This window comes from Micromonospora olivasterospora (assembly GCF_007830265.1).
Taxonomy (GTDB): domain Bacteria; phylum Actinomycetota; class Actinomycetes; order Mycobacteriales; family Micromonosporaceae; genus Micromonospora; species Micromonospora olivasterospora.
This window is the reverse complement of sequence record NZ_VLKE01000001.1, coordinates 6,373,904-6,390,871: the sequence shown is the minus strand read 5'-3', so window position 1 is coordinate 6,390,871 and position 16,968 is coordinate 6,373,904. Positions and strand designations below refer to the sequence as shown.

Annotated in this window: 14 protein-coding genes and 1 pseudogene; 9 read left to right on the top strand and 6 right to left on the bottom strand. The window is 69.7% G+C overall.

The window, feature by feature from the left end; genetic code table 11:
- Nucleotides 1-24: 24 nt before the first annotated feature.
- The 4 genes and pseudogenes from JD77_RS28840 to JD77_RS28825 all read right to left on the bottom strand — a co-directional run bounded on the left by JD77_RS28840 (nt 25) and on the right by JD77_RS28825 (nt 3,571).
- A complete protein-coding gene (locus tag JD77_RS28840; RefSeq protein WP_281292138.1) occupies nt 25-543 on the bottom strand; it encodes a HutD family protein in 519 nt (172 codons plus the stop codon).
- Nucleotides 544-644: 101 nt separating this feature from the next.
- Nucleotides 645-1,196, bottom strand: coding sequence for an alpha/beta fold hydrolase (locus JD77_RS35760; RefSeq protein WP_246141070.1), 552 nt, complete (start codon nt 1,194-1,196; stop codon nt 645-647).
- Between the two features lie 50 nt (nt 1,197-1,246).
- Nucleotides 1,247-1,528, bottom strand: a pseudogene (locus JD77_RS35755) (alpha/beta fold hydrolase); the annotation flags it as partial.
- Between the two features lie 57 nt (nt 1,529-1,585).
- Nucleotides 1,586-3,571 (bottom strand): flavin-containing monooxygenase, encoded by a 1,986-nt coding sequence (locus tag JD77_RS28825; RefSeq protein WP_145777004.1) that lies wholly within the window; start codon nt 3,569-3,571, stop codon nt 1,586-1,588.
- Between the two features lie 202 nt (nt 3,572-3,773).
- Between JD77_RS28825 and JD77_RS28820 the strand changes: the two genes are divergently transcribed.
- The 8 genes from JD77_RS28820 (at nt 3,774) to JD77_RS28785 (ending at nt 12,770) form a co-directional block, all read left to right on the top strand.
- Entirely contained in the window at nt 3,774-4,175 is a 402-nt protein-coding gene (locus JD77_RS28820) for a nuclear transport factor 2 family protein (protein WP_170286581.1), read from the top strand.
- Between the two features lie 54 nt (nt 4,176-4,229).
- A complete protein-coding gene (locus JD77_RS28815) occupies nt 4,230-5,534 on the top strand; it encodes an NAD(P)/FAD-dependent oxidoreductase (RefSeq protein ID WP_145777002.1) in 1,305 nt (434 codons plus the stop codon).
- 40 nt (nt 5,535-5,574) lie between these two features.
- Nucleotides 5,575-6,795 (top strand): imidazolonepropionase, encoded by a 1,221-nt coding sequence (hutI, locus tag JD77_RS28810; protein WP_246141068.1) that lies wholly within the window; start codon nt 5,575-5,577, stop codon nt 6,793-6,795.
- Nucleotides 6,796-6,897: 102 nt separating this feature from the next.
- Nucleotides 6,898-7,674, top strand: coding sequence for an SDR family NAD(P)-dependent oxidoreductase (locus tag JD77_RS28805; protein ID WP_145777000.1), 777 nt, complete (start codon nt 6,898-6,900; stop codon nt 7,672-7,674).
- Nucleotides 7,675-7,905: 231 nt separating this feature from the next.
- Nucleotides 7,906-9,447 (top strand): Re/Si-specific NAD(P)(+) transhydrogenase subunit alpha, encoded by a 1,542-nt coding sequence (locus JD77_RS28800; protein WP_145776999.1) that lies wholly within the window; start codon nt 7,906-7,908, stop codon nt 9,445-9,447.
- Nucleotides 9,448-9,450: 3 nt separating this feature from the next.
- Nucleotides 9,451-10,920, top strand: coding sequence for a Re/Si-specific NAD(P)(+) transhydrogenase subunit beta (gene pntB / locus JD77_RS28795; protein ID WP_145776998.1), 1,470 nt, complete (start codon nt 9,451-9,453; stop codon nt 10,918-10,920).
- Nucleotides 10,921-11,019: 99 nt separating this feature from the next.
- On the top strand, nt 11,020-11,799 hold the full coding sequence (locus tag JD77_RS28790; RefSeq protein WP_145776997.1) for an electron transfer flavoprotein subunit beta/FixA family protein: 780 nt from the start codon (nt 11,020-11,022) through the stop codon (nt 11,797-11,799).
- An 11-nt stretch (nt 11,800-11,810) separates the two neighbouring features.
- A complete protein-coding gene (locus JD77_RS28785; RefSeq protein ID WP_145776996.1) occupies nt 11,811-12,770 on the top strand; it encodes an electron transfer flavoprotein subunit alpha/FixB family protein in 960 nt (319 codons plus the stop codon).
- Nucleotides 12,771-12,869: 99 nt separating this feature from the next.
- Here JD77_RS28785 and hutU read toward each other — a convergent pair whose 3' ends face one another.
- Both hutU and hutH read right to left on the bottom strand, forming a co-directional pair.
- Nucleotides 12,870-14,525 (bottom strand): urocanate hydratase, encoded by a 1,656-nt coding sequence (gene hutU, locus JD77_RS28780; RefSeq protein ID WP_145776995.1) that lies wholly within the window; start codon nt 14,523-14,525, stop codon nt 12,870-12,872.
- 26 nt (nt 14,526-14,551) lie between these two features.
- Nucleotides 14,552-16,117 (bottom strand): histidine ammonia-lyase, encoded by a 1,566-nt coding sequence (gene hutH, locus JD77_RS28775; RefSeq protein WP_145776994.1) that lies wholly within the window; start codon nt 16,115-16,117, stop codon nt 14,552-14,554.
- Between the two features lie 80 nt (nt 16,118-16,197).
- Here hutH and JD77_RS28770 point away from each other — a divergent pair, with 80 nt between their 5' ends.
- Nucleotides 16,198-16,965 carry an IclR family transcriptional regulator gene (locus tag JD77_RS28770; protein ID WP_145776993.1) on the top strand — a complete coding sequence of 256 codons (768 nt, stop codon included), beginning with the start codon at nt 16,198-16,200 and terminating at the stop codon, nt 16,963-16,965.
- Nucleotides 16,966-16,968: the final 3 nt, after the last annotated feature.

Genomic DNA, 16,968 nt, shown 5'->3' with positions numbered 1-16,968 from the left:
TGCCTACTGACAGTCTCTCCAAGGTCACCGAACCGCGAGCCACTGCCGAACCCCTAGCCCGTCGAGGGCGGCCGACGGTCGCCAGACGTCGAGCCTGCTGGTTTCGCGGCCAGCGGTGAGGGCGATCACGACGACGGCCGTCGGGACCTCCAGCCCTGGGAACCGGCAGGGCAGGAGTTCAGCCGGGTCGGGGTCGTCGGCCTTGACCATGAGGTTGACGGCACGGCACGGCGCCGTCAGCCGGACCAGCGTCGTCTCGGAGTCGCCGGCGAACGAGAACGGCGTGGCAGCGGCGATGCGGTGGGTCTCACCATCCACCCGCAGCTCGACAGGGCTGTCGATCGGAACGAAGGTGCGGGTGATCCCCGGCAGGCGTGAGAACGGGCCTGGTCCGGTCAGGTCGGCGATGCTCAGCCGCCAGGGCGGCCGGCCGGTGGCCAGCCTCCGGCTCTCGTGGTAGGACACCACTTCGCGGGTCACACCCGCACCCGTCGCCCACGGAGTCGGCCGAAGCTGGCAGAACCGGCGCAGCGGTGCCGGCACCCCGCCGTCACCAGGTCGCCCGCTCGCTGGGGCGGCTCCGGCCCCCTGGCCGAGATCCCCGCGAACGCGACTGGCTCCGTGAGGGACCGTCGGCTTCCGCGTCACCGGCTCGTCCCGGGCGCGGCATGGTCGTGCGTCGCGGCGCCACCCTCGAGCTCGCCCACGATCGTGAGGAGGAGAGCCGCCGTCGTCTCGGGGTCACTGATGTTGGGGGAGTGCCTCGCATCGATCTCGTAGACCTTGCAGCTGGGGGCGTGCTCGGCGATCCTGTGCGCCCAGTCCGGCTCGACGAGGTTGTCCTGGCGCCCGCTCACCAGCGCCAGTGGCGTCCGGACCGTTCGGAGGCTCCGCGGGTAGTCGTCGCGGTGCTTCGGCGCGCTCTCGAACGGGGTGGCGAGTCCGGCGGCAGCCACCGCTCTGTAGTGGCCCGGGTTGCACGCGTCACGTAGCCGAAGCTCGACGTGGTCGTCGATCGCCGGGAAATTATCGGTGAGCAGTCGCACGATCCGCAGCATGTCCGCGTGGGAGCCGTCGAAGCGCGACAGCGCGGCCAGCCCCTCCCTGGTGCGGTACGGGCCGCCCGTTCCTGAGATCGACACGGCCGCGCTGACGCGCCACGAGAACCAGGGCAGGGTCGCCGCCCGCAGCGCCATGGCGCCGCCGAAGGAGTTGCCGACGAGGTGGGTGGGCGGTCCTCCAGACCGAGCGCGTCGAGCAGCGCCGCTACCTGGCGGAGCCGGAACTCGTACGGCGCCACGTCGAGTTGCACCATCTTGCTGGAGGCCCCGTAGCCGTAGAGGTCTGGTGCGATCACCCTGTAGCGCTTCGCCAGGGTGGGGATCACGTTGATCCAGCTTGCCTCGGCCGAACCACCCCATGCCCCGTCGTGCAGCAGTACCAGGGGGTGTGCGGACGGGGATCCCGCCGACAGGAAGCTCGTCACAAGCCCGCCGACGTTGATCTGGTCTCGTTTGATTGTCGACATGTCGGTGTCTCCTGTGGAGGGATGCGTGGTGCCAGGGGTCATCGGGGATCTGCCGGCCTAGTCGAGGAACTCGTGGTCCGACTCGGTGATCGACTCGGTGATCTCCCAGTACTCCACATTGGTGTACGGCCAGATCTGGGACACCCGTCCGTGTCGGTTCTGATACCAGGTGCTCACATACGGCTGGCCCCACGCCATCCTCCGGTTGCCCTGGTCGACCCACGCCACGAAGCGGTCGAGCGCCTCTCCGCGTACGTCGATCGCGGCCGCTCCCCGGCGAAGAACCTCGTGAATCGCCTTGAGTGAGTACTCGACGGCGCGCTCCAGCATGAAGTGCAGGCTGCCCGCGACAACGCCACCCACGTTGGGGCCATAGATCAGGAAGAAGTTGGGGAAACCCGGGACCATGACGCCGTTGTGGGCGCGTGCGTCACCGTCCCAGAACTCGTGGATCTCCATACCGTCTCGTCCCAGGACCTCGACCTCGTCGAGATAGTCGGACGGCTTGAAGCCGGTCGCGTACACGATGACGTCCACCTCGTGCAGGAGACCGTCGTTGTCGACGATCCCGTCCTCGGTGAACCGCGCGATCCCGGAAGTCACGAGCGTCGTCTTCTCGGCGAGCAGCGCAGCGGCCCACACCTCGTTGTCCCGCAGCATGCGCTTCGCGCCGGGCGGGTACGTGGGGACGATGTGCTGGAGGAGTTCCGGGGCGTCCTGGAACTGGGCCTCGAGTCGGGCGACGAGGTACTCCCGCAGCTCCTGGTTCTTGGCCGAGACGCTGAGCGGCGCGCCGGGCCAGTCCTCTTCCGCCGTGACGGTATGGGTCCGTCCGGGGATGCCCGTGAGGATCACCCAGAGGCGGTACCACTGCGCATAGTGCGGAACCTTCCGCACGAGCCAGCTGAACGCGTCCGTCATCGGGTGGTGATAGTTCGGCGCCGGCAGCATCCACGGCGCACTGCGCTGGAAGACGGTGAGGGCGTCCACATCACCGACGATGGCGGGCACGATCTGGTAGGCGCTCGCGCCGGTGCCGATGACGGCAACCCGCTTGCCCCGCAGGTCGGTTGCGTGATCCCACTCCTGCGAGTGCATCGTCGTTCCGCGGAACAGGCTCTGGCCCTCGAACTCCGGGATGTTCGGCCTGTCGAGCTGGCCCAACGCGCCGACCACCGCCGAGAACCGGCGGACCTGTTCGCCGCCGTCCGGTCCGCGGGTGGTCGCCTCCCAGAACCTGCCGTCGTCGTCCCAGCGCAGGCGAAGGAGTCTGGTCGAGAACTCGATCCTGTCGATGATTCCGGCCCGCTCGGCCACGTCACGAAGGTAGTCGAGGATTTCGCCGCCCTGCGCGAACTGGTGCGGCCAGTCCCCGCGCTGCGCGAACGAGTAGGAGTATCCGAAGGTGGGAGTGTCGAGCCGGACCCCGGGATAGGTGTTCTTCGCCCACGTACCGCCCACGGACGTGTTGGCCTCGATCAGGGTGAACGGCACTTCCGCCTGGGCGAACCGGTGAGCGGCGGCGATCCCCGCGACACCCGCGCCGATGATGAGGGTGGGGAACGGTCGCCCCTTCGCGACGTCCCCGAACCTCCAGGACGGCCGGCCGCCCTTGTCGGTTGCGAGGTCGAGCTCATGGGTCAGCATCCGATACCACTCCTCTCGCCCGCCGCTGAGGTAGTGGAGGATCTCTCGAACTGTCTCGTCCGGCAGCACGTCGACCGTGGTGATCCCCTTGTCGCGCAGGACGGTCAGCGCAGAGAGGGCGACGGCAACGGCCTTCTCCTTCTGCTCCTCCGACATCCCACCGTGCGGGTGCGGCTGCGTGTCCATTGGCGTCAGGGGCGGTTGGAGGTCCGCGTGCAGGATCGACGTGTCGCCGAGAGCTGCCGCCAGCGCAGCGAGCAGGACGGGCAGCTCCGAGCCGGCCGCCATGTGCTTGAGGAACTCGTCGTCCTCGACGATGGCTTCGGACCGAGAAACCTGGTAGAGGTCGTCGAACCGATGCATCTCGTCGGCACCAGGTTCGGGAGTCGGTGTCATTCGGGTTGCTACCTCCTTCTGGCGAGACGGACGTCCGTGCGGGATGCGCAGTGCCGGAGCTGGCCGTTTCTCGCCCGCATAATACTATGCTAGCGGCGACATCTCGCATAGAGTTGTGCCGGGCCGGGTGGGCGGCCGGCCGCGACGCCGGCCGCACCGTGGCCGATGCGGTTCCGCCCCCAACGAGAGCGAGGAAGATCAAGTGAGCGTTTCGGCTGACGTCGTCAAGGCATGGCTGGAGGAGTTCGGGCGGGTGTGGCGCGAAGGCGACGTGGAGGGGGCGGCGGCCATCATGACCGAGGACGCCAGCTACCGGAACAGCCCCTTCCTGGAGCAGCCGTTCGTCGGTCACGACGCCATCGCGGGGTTTTGGGAGGCCGCGCTCGTTGGCGTCTCTGATGTCGACTTCCGCTACGGGACGCCGGTGATCGAGGGAGACCGGGTGGGCGTCGAATGGTGGGCCACCCTCCGCTCGGGCGGGGAGGACTACACCCTGGCGGGCAACTTCCTGCTGACCTTCGCCGGGAACAGGGTTGCGGACCTGCGCGAGTCGTTCGTCAAGCAGAAGGGGGCTCTTCAGCCGCACGCCGGCTGGGGTCTCTGAATCTCCGCCGTTGACGATCGTTGAGCGCCGCGTTGATCCAGACTGTGAGGGAACATGGGTACCGAGGTAGAGAACCGCGCTGACGTGCTGATCGTCGGGGCGGGGGTGATCGGCGCCAGTGCCGCCTTCGCGCTGGCGAAGGCGGGCCACGACGTGCTCGTGGTCGACCGCAACAGCGGGATCGGAGACGGTTCGACCGGGTCGTCGGCAGGCATCATCCGCGTCCACGCGAGCGACGCGCAGAGCTCGGCGCTCGCTGCCGACGCCCTGGCGGTGTGGAACAACTGGCGCGGCTTCCTCGGTGCCGACAGCACCGAGGAGGTCGCGCGTTTCGTGCGGTGTGGCTCGCTGATCCTTGACGCCGGGACCGGGTTCGTCGACCGAGCCGCAGCGGCGATGAGGGCCGCCGAGGTCTCGTACGAGGAGTGGTCGCTGGACGAGATGAGTGGCCACTTCCCGTACTTCGACTTCCACCGGTTCGGACCGCCCCGGCCCGTGGACGACGACGAGTTCTGGTCCGAGCCGACAGAGTTGCTGCCCGGCGCTCTCTACACCGCGCAGTCGGGGTACGTCGGTGACCCGACCCTCGCGGCCGTCAATCTGATGCACGCGGCCCAGAGAGAAGGTGCCCGCCTGCGGCGATCGACCCCCGTCGTGCGGATCGATCTCGAGGGTGCCCGCGTCGTGGGGGCGACCCTGGCCGATGGGAGCAGGTTGCGGGCGGAGGCGGTTCTCGTCGCTGCCGGACCGCACACCGACTCACTTGTCAGTGCAATCGGCGGAACCTCCGACTTCCGGGTCCGAACCCGGCGGATCCGGGAGGAACTGGTCCACGTGCCGGCGCCTGCGGGGCTGGACCTCGCGCTTCAGGGGGTACACCTCGTGGACGGCGACCTCAACATCAACTTTCGTCCGGAGCTGGGCAACGCGTTCCTCGGTGGCAGTAACGGCGATCTCGTCGAGGAGCAGACAGTCATCGAGGACCCCGATGAGTTCGACCCGCTGGTGACGGCCGACGTCTGGGAACGCACGACGCTGCGGCTGGCTCGGCGCATCCCGGCACTGGGCATCCCGCGTGCGCGAACCGGCGTCGTCGGGCTGTACGACGCGGCGGAGGACTGGCTGCCGATCTACGACCGGACGTGCTTCGACGGGCTGTTCGTCGCGATGGCGACCTCAGGCACACAGTTCAAGACGGCGCCGATCGTGGGTGAGCTACTTCGCCACGTCGTCGAGACAGAGCTGGACGGCCGCGACCACACCGCCGAACCGTTCCTCGCCCCGACCAGCGGGCGCAGCTATTCGACGGCGCAGTTCTCCCGGCTGCGTGATCCGCGCAAGGGCCAGCTTCGGGGATGAGGGGCCTGCAGACATGTGGGACAACCAGAGGCACCAGGACGTGAACGAGCCACAGGAAGCCGTCGTCATCGACGGCATCTCAGAGTTGACCACGAACGACGAGGCCAACGGCGGGCGGGTCGCCGATGCGGCGCTGGTCGTCGAAGGAGACCGGATCGCGTGGGTCGGGCCGTCTCGTGCGGCGCCCCCCGCCGACCGGAGGGTGGACCTGGCCGGACGAGCTGTGCTCCCGGGCTGGGTAGATTCCCACACCCACCTGGTCTTCGCCGGAGACCGCACCGCGGAGTTCGAGGCGAGGATGGCCGGTGAGCCGTACGCGGCGGGCGGTATCAACGTGACGGTCCAGGCCACGCGGGCGGCGAGCGACGCGGATCTCGAGGGAAATATCGAGCGGCTGGTGGCTGAGGCGCGCCGTGGCGGGACCACGACGATCGAGACGAAGACCGGGTACGGCCTGACAGTGACCGACGAGGTACGGGCAGCCCGCCTGGCCGGTCGGCACGCGGACGCGGTGACGTTCCTCGGCGCACACGTCGTGCCCGCGGGCGCCGACCCGGACGAGTACGTCGCGCTCGTCGCTGGTCCGATGCTCGACGCCGTCGCTCCCCTCGTGACCGCGGTGGATGTCTTCTGCGAGGTCGGCGCCTTCGACGAGGCGGCGACGCGCAGGATCCTCGACGTGGCCAGGGCGCGGGGGATGGCGCGTCGCCTGCACGGCAACCAGCTCGGGCACGGGCCAGGGGCGCAGCTCGCTGTCGAGTACGGCGCCCTCAGCGTGGACCACCTCGGCTTCCTGACCGACGACGACATCGCGGCCCTGGCCTCCTCCTGGGCGGGCGCGGGGCGAGGCACGGTCGCGACGGTTCTTCCGGCCTGCGACCTCTCCACTCGGATGCCGCTCGCGCCTGCCCGGCGTCTCCTGGACGCCGGCGCGGTCGTCGCGATCGCCTCGAACTGCAACCCCGGGACGTCCTTCACCACCTCGATGGCGTTCTCCGTCGCCACCGCCGTGCTGCAGATGGGTCTCACCGTGCAGGAGGCGGTCCGCGCGGCGACGCTGGGAGGGGCGATCGCGTTGGGAATGGACGAGGCGGGGTGGCTCGATCCCCGCGGCGCGGCGCAGCCGGCCGTCGGGGTGATTGGTCCTGGCCGGCGGGCGGATTTTCAGGTGCTGGACGCCCCCTCGGTCACCCACCTCGCCTACCGCCCCGGGGTCCCGCTCACGAGCGCCGTGTGGCGGGCCGGCATCCGCGAAGTCTGACCTACCGTCCGCCGAGACACTTCTGCTTCCGCCTGCGGCCCGTCGCCGTGGCGGCGACCAATCCAGAATTCATTCCCCTCATTCTGACTATCTGGAGACATCATGAGTTCATCTATCGTCGGCCGGACGGTTCTCATCACCGGCGCGGCCGAACGTGCGGGCCGGGTGTTCGCGCGCAGGTTCGGAGCGGCCGGGGCGGCCGTGGTGGTGAACCACTGGAAGCAGGCGGAGCTCGCCGAGAAGACCGTCAAGCTCATCCGCTCCGAGGGCGGCGAGGCGATCGCCGTGGAGGCGGACGTGTCGAACACCGCCGACGCCCGCCGGCTCGTGGACCAGGCGGTGGCCTGGCGCGGCGATCTCTCCGTGCTGATCCACAATGCGAGCTCACTTCGCGCGAAGGAGTTCGAAGATGTGACCGAGGACGACTTCGACGCCTCGTTCGGGGTCAACATCCGGGGACCGTTCTTCCTCAGCCAGGCCGCGGCCGCGGTCATGAAGGCACAGGGCCACGGCAGGATCATCGCGCTGGTGGGGAACTCGACCAACGAGGCATGGCCGAACCTCATTCCGCACGGCCTGTCCAAGACGGCCCTGATTCGGCTCATGGAGCAGCTCGCCGTCGCGCTGTCTCCAACGGTGCAGTGCAACGCGGTGGCACCGACGCAGTTCTTCCGTTCGGACGACGGCACCAATGACGCGCTGCGTCGTTATCGCGGCGAACCGCTCGTCGATGGCGACACCTACCGTGTCGGGACGCGGTACGAGTTCCGCAACGGGGATGCCGACGATGTCGCGGAGGCGCTGCTCTTCCTCGCGACGTGCTCGCCCTACCTGAATGGCACGGTCATCCGTCTCGATGGCGGGAAGGCTCTCTACTAGCGGTCTCCTGCATGGCCATCGAACGCGCGTGCCGGGTGCACCGGGTCCGTGGTCGCTATCCGTGACAGGGGTGCGGGGGACAACGGCATCCTGTCGTGACCGTCCCGTGGCCCGGGACCGCACCGGCCGTCCGCCGGCTACGGCAGGGTCTCGCGGCTCGCCGCCGTCCGGCGCTTCCTTGGCTGCCCCGGACAGGGTGGACCCGGTGGAAACGAGAGAAGGAGGGTATCGATGCTCATCGGCATCCCGAGCGAGTCGAAACAGGGCGCCCTGGTCGCGGCGACCGCCAAGACCGTTTCCCAACTGACCAACCTCGGCTACGACGTGATCGTCGAGTCGGGCGCCGGCGACCTCGCCGACCAGCCTGACGGCGCGTTCACCGCCGCTGGTGTCCGGGTCGGTACGACGGAGGAGGTGTGGGCCGCCGACGTCGTCGTGAAGGTCAACGCCCCCACCCACGAGGAGATCGGCCGGCTCCGGCAGGGCGCCACGATCATCTCGATGATGGCGCCGGGCCGCAGCCCCGAGCTGCTGGAGGAGCTGCAAGCGCAGGGCGTGACCGCGCTCGCGATGGACGCGGTGCCGCGGATCTCGCGCGCGCAGTCGATGGACGTGCTGTCCTCGATGGCGAACGTCGCGGGCTACCGCGCCGTGGTCGAGGCCGCGCACGAGTTCGGCCGGATGTTCACCGGCCAGGTGACCGCCGCGGGCAAGATCCCTCCGGCCCGGGTGTTCGTGGTGGGCGCCGGTGTCGCGGGTCTGGCCGCGATCGGTGCCGCATCGGCGATGGGTGCGGTCGTGCGCGCGTTCGACGTGCGCCCCGAGGTGGCCGAGCAGGTCGAGTCGATGGGCGCGCAGTTTGTTGAGCTGGACCGGTCCGTGTTCAAGGCGGAGAAGTCCTCCGACGGCTATGCCAAGGAGATGACCGAGGAACAGCGGGCCGCGACTGCCGCGATGTACGACGAGGAGGCGCGGGCCGCCGACATCGTCATCACCACCGCGCTCATACCCGGACGCCCGGCGCCGCGCCTGCTCACCGCCGAGACTGTGGCCGGCATGAGGAACGGCTCCGTGATCGTCGACATGGCCGCGGCCAACGGTGGAAACGTCGCGGGCACCGTGGCGGATCAGAGGGTCGTCACCCAGAACGGTGTGACGATCCTGGGTTACACCGACCTCGCCGGCCGCCTGGCCGCGCAGACGTCGCAGCTGTACGGCACCAACGTCGTCAACCTGCTCAAGCTGCTGACCCCGGAGAAGGACGGCAACCTGACGTTGGACTTCGACGACGTCGTCCAGCGTGGCATCACCGTCGTCAAGGATGGCGAGTCCACCTGGCCGCCGCCGGCCGTGCAGGTCTCGGCAGCCCCCGCCGCCGCGACTCGCACGGTTGCCGCTCCGGCCAAGGAGGAGAAGGCGCGGCTGTCCGCAGGTGCGAAGGTCGGCCTGGTGTTGGGCGGCACCGCCCTGCTCTGGCTGGTCAACGCGACCGCGCCGGACCCGATCCCGCGGCACTTCACGACGCTGATGCTCTCGATCGTGATCGGTTACTACGTCATCGGCAAGGTGGCGCACGCGCTGCACACGCCGCTGATGTCGGTCACCAACGCCATCTCCGGCGTGGTCGTGGTCGGCGCGCTGATCCAGGTCGCCTCGGAGAACACCACCATACGGATTCTCTCCGCCGTCGCGACCCTGCTTGCCTCGATCAACATCTTCGGTGGCTTCGCGGTCACGCGGCGGATGCTCGGCATGTTCAACAAGGGGGCCTGAGCGATGGACATCATCTCGACCACTGGCGCGGTGTACATCGTTGCCTCGCTGTTGTTCATCCTCTCGCTGGCGGGCCTGTCGAGGCACGAGTCCGCCAAGAACGGCCTGACCTACGGGATCGTCGGCATGGCGATGGCGCTCGTCGCCACCGTTGTCCTGGTCATCGACGTCACCACCGACATCGACGGCGGCATGGTCTCGATCCTGCTCATGCTGGCCGCGATCACGGTCGGTGCCGTGATCGGCCTGTGGCGGGCCAGAATCGTCGAGATGACCGGAATGCCCGAGCTCATCGCGCTGCTGCACAGCTTCGTCGGTCTCGCCGCCGTCGCGATCGGGTGGAACGGCCACCTCCAGGGCTCGCACTACGCTCTGGACAGCCTCAACAACATCCACGAGGCCGAGGTCTCGATCGGTATCTTCATCGGCGCGGTCACCTTCACCGGCTCGATCGTCGCCAACCTGAAGCTCTCGGCGAAGATGAAGTCCGCCCCGCTCATGCTGCCGGGCAAGAACTTCATCAACGTCGGCTCGCTGGTCCTCTTCACGATCCTCACCATCGCCTACGCCGCCATCGACGCCGGCAGCACCGGACAGGATGTCGTCCTCGTCGTGCTGACGGTGCTCGCTCTGGCCCTGGGCTGGCACCTGGTCGCCTCCATCGGTGGCGGCGACATGCCGGTCGTGGTCTCGATGCTCAACAGCTACTCGGGTTGGGCTGCGGCCGCCTCGGGGTTCCTACTCAGCAACGATTTGCTGATCGTGACCGGTGCGCTGGTCGGCTCATCCGGTGCCTACCTCTCCTACATCATGTGCAAGGCGATGAACCGCTCCTTCATCTCCGTCATCGCCGGTGGCTTCGGGGTCGAGGCCGCCCCCGGCGGCGACAAGGACTACGGCGAGCACCGCGAGATCCAGGCCGACGCCGTCGCCGAGCTGCTGGCCGGCGCCTCCTCGGTCGTCATCACCCCCGGCTACGGCATGGCGGTGGCGCAGGCGCAGTACCCCGTTGCCGACCTGACCGCGAAGCTTCGGGCCAGGGGCGTCAACGTGAGGTTCGGCATTCACCCCGTGGCGGGTCGCCTTCCCGGCCACATGAACGTGCTGCTGGCCGAGGCCAAGGTGCCCTACGACATCGTGCTCGAGATGGACGAGATCAACGACGACTTCGACGCCACCGACGTGGTCCTGGTCATCGGCGCCAACGACACGGTCAACCCGGCCGCGTCGGAGGACCCGTCCTCGCCGATCGCCGGCATGCCGGTCCTGAAGGTCTGGAACGCCCACGACGTGATCGTCTTCAAGCGGTCGATGGCCACAGGCTACGCCGGCGTGCAGAACCCGTTGTTCTTCCGCGACAACAGCCAGATGCTCTTCGGCGACGCCAAGGAGCGGGTCGAGGACATCGTCCGAGCCCTGGACCGTGTCCCAGCAGTTCGCGGGGCAGACATCTACCGTCCGGCGCTGGCCTGATCCATCGGGTACCAGGGCCGAAGAAAGCACATTCAACTGAGCCGTGTGTCGCGTCGCGGCCCGGCGTGGCGAACAACGTAGAGAGGTTGTCGAAGCGCGATGAATATCGTCGTACTCGTCAAGCAGGTGCCTGATTCGGGCGCGGACCGCAACCTGCGTTCTGACGACAACACCGTCGACCGCGGTTCGGCGAACAACGTCATCAACGAGATGGACGAGTACGCCATCGAGGAGGCGTTGAAGATCAAGGAGGCGCACGGCGGCGAGGTGACCGTCCTGACCATGGGTCCGGACAAGGCGACCGAGTCGATCCGTAAGGCGCTGTCCATGGGGCCGGACAAGGCGGTGCACGTGGTGGACGACGCCCTGCACGGCTCCTGCGCGGTGGCCACCTCAAAGGTCCTGGCGGCCGCTCTCGGTCGGCTCAATGCGGATCTGGTGCTGTGTGGTTCGGAGTCGACTGATGGTGGGGTGCAGGTGCTGCCGCACATGATCGCGGAGCGGTTGGGTGTTGCGGCGTTGACCGGGGCGCGGAAGCTGACCGTGGACGGGGCGACGTTGACCGTGGAGCGGCAGACGGAGGAGGGGTACGAGGTCGTCACCGCCTCGACCCCGGCCGTGGTCTCGGTGTGGGACACGATCAACGAGCCGCGGTACCCGTCGTTCAAGGGCATCATGGCCGCGAAGAAGAAGCCGCTGCAGACGTTGTCCCTGGCGGACCTGAGCGTCGCCCCCGCCGAGGTGGGCTTCGCCGGCGCCACCAGCACGGTGCTGGAGCACTCCAAGCGCCCGCCGCGCTCCGGCGGCACCAAGGTCACCGACGAGGGCTCCGGCGGCGTGCAGCTGGTCGAGTTCCTCGCCACCGAGAAGTTCGTGTGAGGGGTCTGGACATGGCTGAGGTTCTCGTCGTCGTCGACGCCACCCGGGAGTTCGGCGTCAAGAAGGTCACCCTGGAGATGCTCACCCTCGCCCGCGAGTTGGGCACCCCGAGCGCGGTCGTGCTCGGCGGCCCCGGCGCCGCGCAGGCGCTGACCGGCAAGCTGGGCGAGTTCGGCGCGGAGAAGGTCTACGCCGCCGAGAGCGAGGACATCGACGGCTACCTGGTGGCCCCGAAGGCCACCGTGCTGGCCGACCTCGTGAAGCGGGTGCAGCCGGCCGCGGTGCTGCTCGCCTCCGCCCAGGAGGGCAAGGAGATCGCCGCCCGGCTGGCGGTCAAGCTGGACAACGGCATCCTGACCGACGTGGTCGCCCTGACCGCCGACGGCACCGCCACGCAGGTCGCGTTCGCCGGCTCGACCATCGTCAAGTCCAAGGTCACCCGCGGCCTGCCGCTGGTCACCGTCCGCCCGAACTCGCTCACCCCGACCCCGGCGGCGGCCACCCCGGCCGTCGAGCAGCTCACCGTGCAGGTTGGTGAGGCGGACAAGCTGGCCAGGGTCGTGCAGCGCGTCGCCGAGCAGAAGGGCTCCCGCCCGGAACTGACCGAGGCGTCCGTGGTCGTCTCCGGCGGCCGGGGCGTCGGCAACGCCGACAACTTCAAGCTGGTAGAGGAGTTGGCCGACCTGCTCGGCGGCGCGGTCGGCGCGTCCCGCGCGGCCGTGGACTCCGGCTTCTACCCGCACCAGTTCCAGGTCGGTCAGACCGGCAAGACCGTCTCCCCGCAGTTGTACGTCGCGCTGGGCATCTCCGGCGCGATCCAGCACCGCGCCGGCATGCAGACCTCGAAGACCATCGTCGCGGTGAACAAGGACGCCGAGGCGCCGATCTTCGAACTCGCCGACTTCGGCGTGGTCGGCGACCTGTTCACAGTCGTCCCCCAGGCCGCCGAGGAGATCCGCAAGCGCAAGTGATAGGAGGCATATGCGCAGGTGGTGAGTCTTCCGACGGCAACGGCGTCCGGAGTTACCGCCCCGGACGCCGTTGCCGCTGTCGGAGCTCATCGCGGAGGTTCAGCTCTCCCGCATCGGGATCCGCACGCCCCGCTCGGCGGCGACCTGCTCGGCGCGCTCGTAGCCAGCGTCGGCGTGGCGGATCACGCCCATGCCGGGGTCGTTGGTCAGCACCCGTGCCAGCTTCTCGGCCGCCAGGGCGGTCCCGTCCGCGACCGACACCTGGCCGGCGTGGATCGACCGGCCGATGCCGACACCCCCGCCGTGGTGGATCGATACCCAGGACGCCCCGGATGCGGTGTTGATCAGCGCGTTCAGCAGCGGCCAGTCGGCGATGGCGTCCGACCCGTCGAGCATGGCCTCGGTCTCCCGATACGGCGAGGCGACCGAGCCGGCGTCCAGGTGGTCCCGCCCGATGACGATCGGCGCCCTGAGTTCGCCCGAGGCGACCATCTCGTTGAACCGCAGGCCGGCTTTGTCCCGCTCGCCGTAGCCCAACCAGCAGATGCGCGCCGGCAGGCCCTGGAACGCGATCTTCTCCGGCGCCCCGCGTAGCCACTTCTGCAGGCGGTCGTTGTCCGGGAACAGCTCCAACACGGCGCGGTCGGTGGCGTGGATGTCCTTCGGGTCGCCGGACAGGGCCGCCCAGCGGAACGGGCCCTTGCCCTCGCAGAACAGCGGCCGGATGTACGCGGGGACGAACCCGGGGAACTCGAACGCCCGCTCGTACCCGCCGAGTCGTGCCTCGTCCCGGATGGAGTTGCCGTAGTCGAAGACCTCGGCGCCGGCGTCCTGGAACTCCACCATCGCCTGGACGTGCCGGGCCATCGAGGCGCGGGCCCGGGCGGTGAACTCCTCGGGCTTCCCCTCCGCGTAATCGTGCCAGTCCTCGACCGAGACGCCCTCGGGCAGGTACGACAGCGGGTCGTGGGCGCTGGTCTGGTCGGTGACGATGTCGATCGGGACACCACGACGCAGCAGTTCGGGGAAGACCTCGGCGCAGTTGCCGACCAGCCCGACGGAGAGCGCGCGGCGCTCGCCCCTGGCGCGTAGCACCCGCTCGATCGCGTCGTCCAGGTCGGTGGCGACCTCGTCCAGGTAGCGGTGCTGCACCCGGCGGTCGAGACGGGCCCTGTTCACGTCGACGATCAGGCACACCCCGTCGTTCAGGGTCACCGCGAGCGGTTGCGCCCCGCCCATGCCGCCGCAGCCCCCGGTGAGCGTGAGCGTGCCGGCCAGGGTGCCGTTGAAGCGCTTCTCCGCTACGGCCGCGAACGTCTCGTACGTGCCCTGCACGATGCCCTGCGTGCCGATGTAGATCCACGAGCCGGCCGTCATCTGGCCGTACATCGTCAGGCCCAGCCGCTCCAGCCGCCGAAACTCGGGCCAGGTGGCCCAGTCGCCGACAAGGTTGGAGTTGGCCAGGAGCACCCGCGGGGCCCACTCGTGCGTCCGTAGCACGCCCACCGGGCGACCCGACTGCACCAGCATCGTCTCGTCCCGCTCCAGCGTGGTCAGGGTGCGGACCATCGCGTCGAAGGACGTCCAGTCGCGGGCCGCGCGGCCGGTGCCGCCGTACACCACGAGGTCGTCGGGGCGCTCGGCGACCTCCGGGTCCAGGTTGTTCATCAGCATCCGTAGCGGGGCCTCGGTGGCCCACGACTTGGCGGTCAGGGTCGTGCCGCGCGGGGCACGGACGGGACGTGCGCCTTCCATGGCGTGTCTCCTTGCTTGGCCGGGGATCAGTTGAACGGTCCGGTTACCGACTCGACGGCGCGAAGCGCGGCCCCGCTGGCCACGAACCGCACGGCGACGTCGATCTCCGGCGAGAGGAAGCGGTCGCGCCCAGGACCGGGGGCCACCTCGCGCAGGGCGTCGATCACCGCGCCGGTGGCGGGGGCGGGGCGCAGCGGCGCCCGCAACTGGATGCCGCGCGCGGCCGTGAGCAGCTCGATGGCGAGCACGCGGGTCAGCGCGTCGACGGCGCGGCGCAGCTTACGGGCACCGGACCAGCCCATCGAGACGTGGTCCTCCTGCATCGCCGAACTCGGGATCGAGTCGACGCTGGCGGGTACGGCGAGCCGCTTGAGCTCCGAGACGAGCGCGGCCTGGGTGTACTGCGCGATCATGTAGCCCGAGTCGACGCCCGGGTCCTCGGCGAGGAAGGCGGTCAACCCGTGGCTGCGGGCCACGTCGAGGAACCGGTCGGTGCGGCGCTCGGCCATCGAGGCGGCGTCTGCGGTGACGACCGCGAGGAAATCGAGCACGTACGCCAGCGGGGCACCGTGGAAGTTACCGTTCGAGGAGACCCGCCCGTCGCGGGTGACTACCGGATTGTCCACCGCGGCGGCCAGCTCCCGGGAGGCGACCAGCGCCGCGTGGTCCACGGTGTCCCGGGCGGCCCCGGCCACCTGCGGCGCGCAGCGCAGCGAGTAGGCGTCCTGGACGCGGGTGCAGTCCGGGCTGCGGTGACTGGCCACGATCGGGCTGCCGGCGAGCACGGCGCGGATGTTGGCCGCGGAGGCGGCCTGGCCCGGGTGGGGACGCAGGGCCTGCAGCTCAGGGGTGAACACTGCGTCGGTGCCGAGCAGCCCCTCTACGCTCATCGCGGCGGTCAGGTCGGCGACCTTGAGCAGGTGGCGTAGGTCGCTGATCGCCAGCACCAGCATGCCCAGCATGCCGTCGGTGCCGTTGATCAGCGCGAGGCCCTCCTTCTCAGCCAAGGAGACCGGCTCGATGCCTGCCTCGCGTAGGGCGTCCCCGGCGTCGCGCAGCTCACCGGCGGCATCGCGCACAGGGCCCTCTCCCATCAGCGCCAGCGCGCAGTGCGCCAGCGGCGCGAGGTCGCCGGAGCAGCCGAGGCTGCCGAACTCGTGCACGACCGGGCTGATCCGGGCGTTCAGCAGCCGCGCGTACGTGAGCGCGGTTTCGGCGCGGACTCCTGTACGGCCGGTCGCCAACGTCGACAGGCGCAGCAGCATCAGCGCCCGGACGACCTCCCGCTCCACCTCCGGCCCCGACCCGGCGGCGTGGCTGCGGACGAGGCTGGACTGGAGCTGGGCGCGCAGCTCGACCGGGATGTGCCGGGTCGCCAGCGCCCCGAACCCGGTGGACACGCCGTAGTGGGGCTCAGCGTCGTCGGCGAGCGCCTCGACGACCTCGCGGCTCCTGCGGATCTCGGACAGCGCATCGGCGGAGATCTCGACGGGGGCGTCGTGGCGGGCGACCGCGACGACGTCGTCGAAGCTCAGCGGGCCGGTGCCGACCGTGACGACGGCAGCGGCCCGACGGGGTTGGGCTGTTCTCATACCCTCTATTCGAACCGACGACCGAGCCTGCCGGATACGACCGGCGGCCAGGTTCTGTCTCGGATCTGAGACACTGGGGCGTGGCTAACGTCCCCGCCGCGGCCCACGCCATCAGCCTGCTCAAGCTGCTGGCCCGGCACGCCGAACCCCTCCCCGCCGCGTCGATCGCGCGTGACCTCGAGCTGCCGCGGTCCACCGTCTACCACCTGCTGGCGGTGCTGCGGAACGAGGGATTCGTGATGCACCTGGCGGAGGAGCGGCGGTACGGCCTGGGGGTCGAGGCGTTCGCCCTCGGCTCCGCGTACTCCCGTCAGGCCCCGCTGCAGCGGGTCGCCCGGCCCCTGCTGACCCGCCTGGTCGAGACCAGCTCGCACAACGCCCATCTGGCCGTGCTGTACGGCCGCGAGGTGTTCTACGTGATCGAGGAGCGCGCGCCTGGCCGCCCCCCGCTGGTCACCGACGTCGGGGTACGGCTGCCGGCGGCGCTGACCGCGAGCGGCCTGGCCATGCTCGCCGCCCTGCCGCACGCCCAGGTGCGCGCCCTCTTCCCCGGCCGGGACGCGTTCGTGCAGCGGCACGGCGTCGGCGTCACCAGTCTGGCCCAGCTGCGCGCCGAGCTGATCCGAGTCCGGCAACGCACCTACGCCATCGAGGAGGGGCTGGTCACACCCGAGGTCTCCGCGGTCGCCGCAGCGGTACACGACCACACCGGCCACCCGGTCGCGGCCGTGGCCGTGACCTACCCTGCCGCCGACGTGGACGTCGACGGGCAGCGCGAGTTGGCCCGGCAGGTCGCCCGCACGACCGCCGAACTGACCCGGCGCATCGGCGGCCGGCTGTGCCCTTAGTAC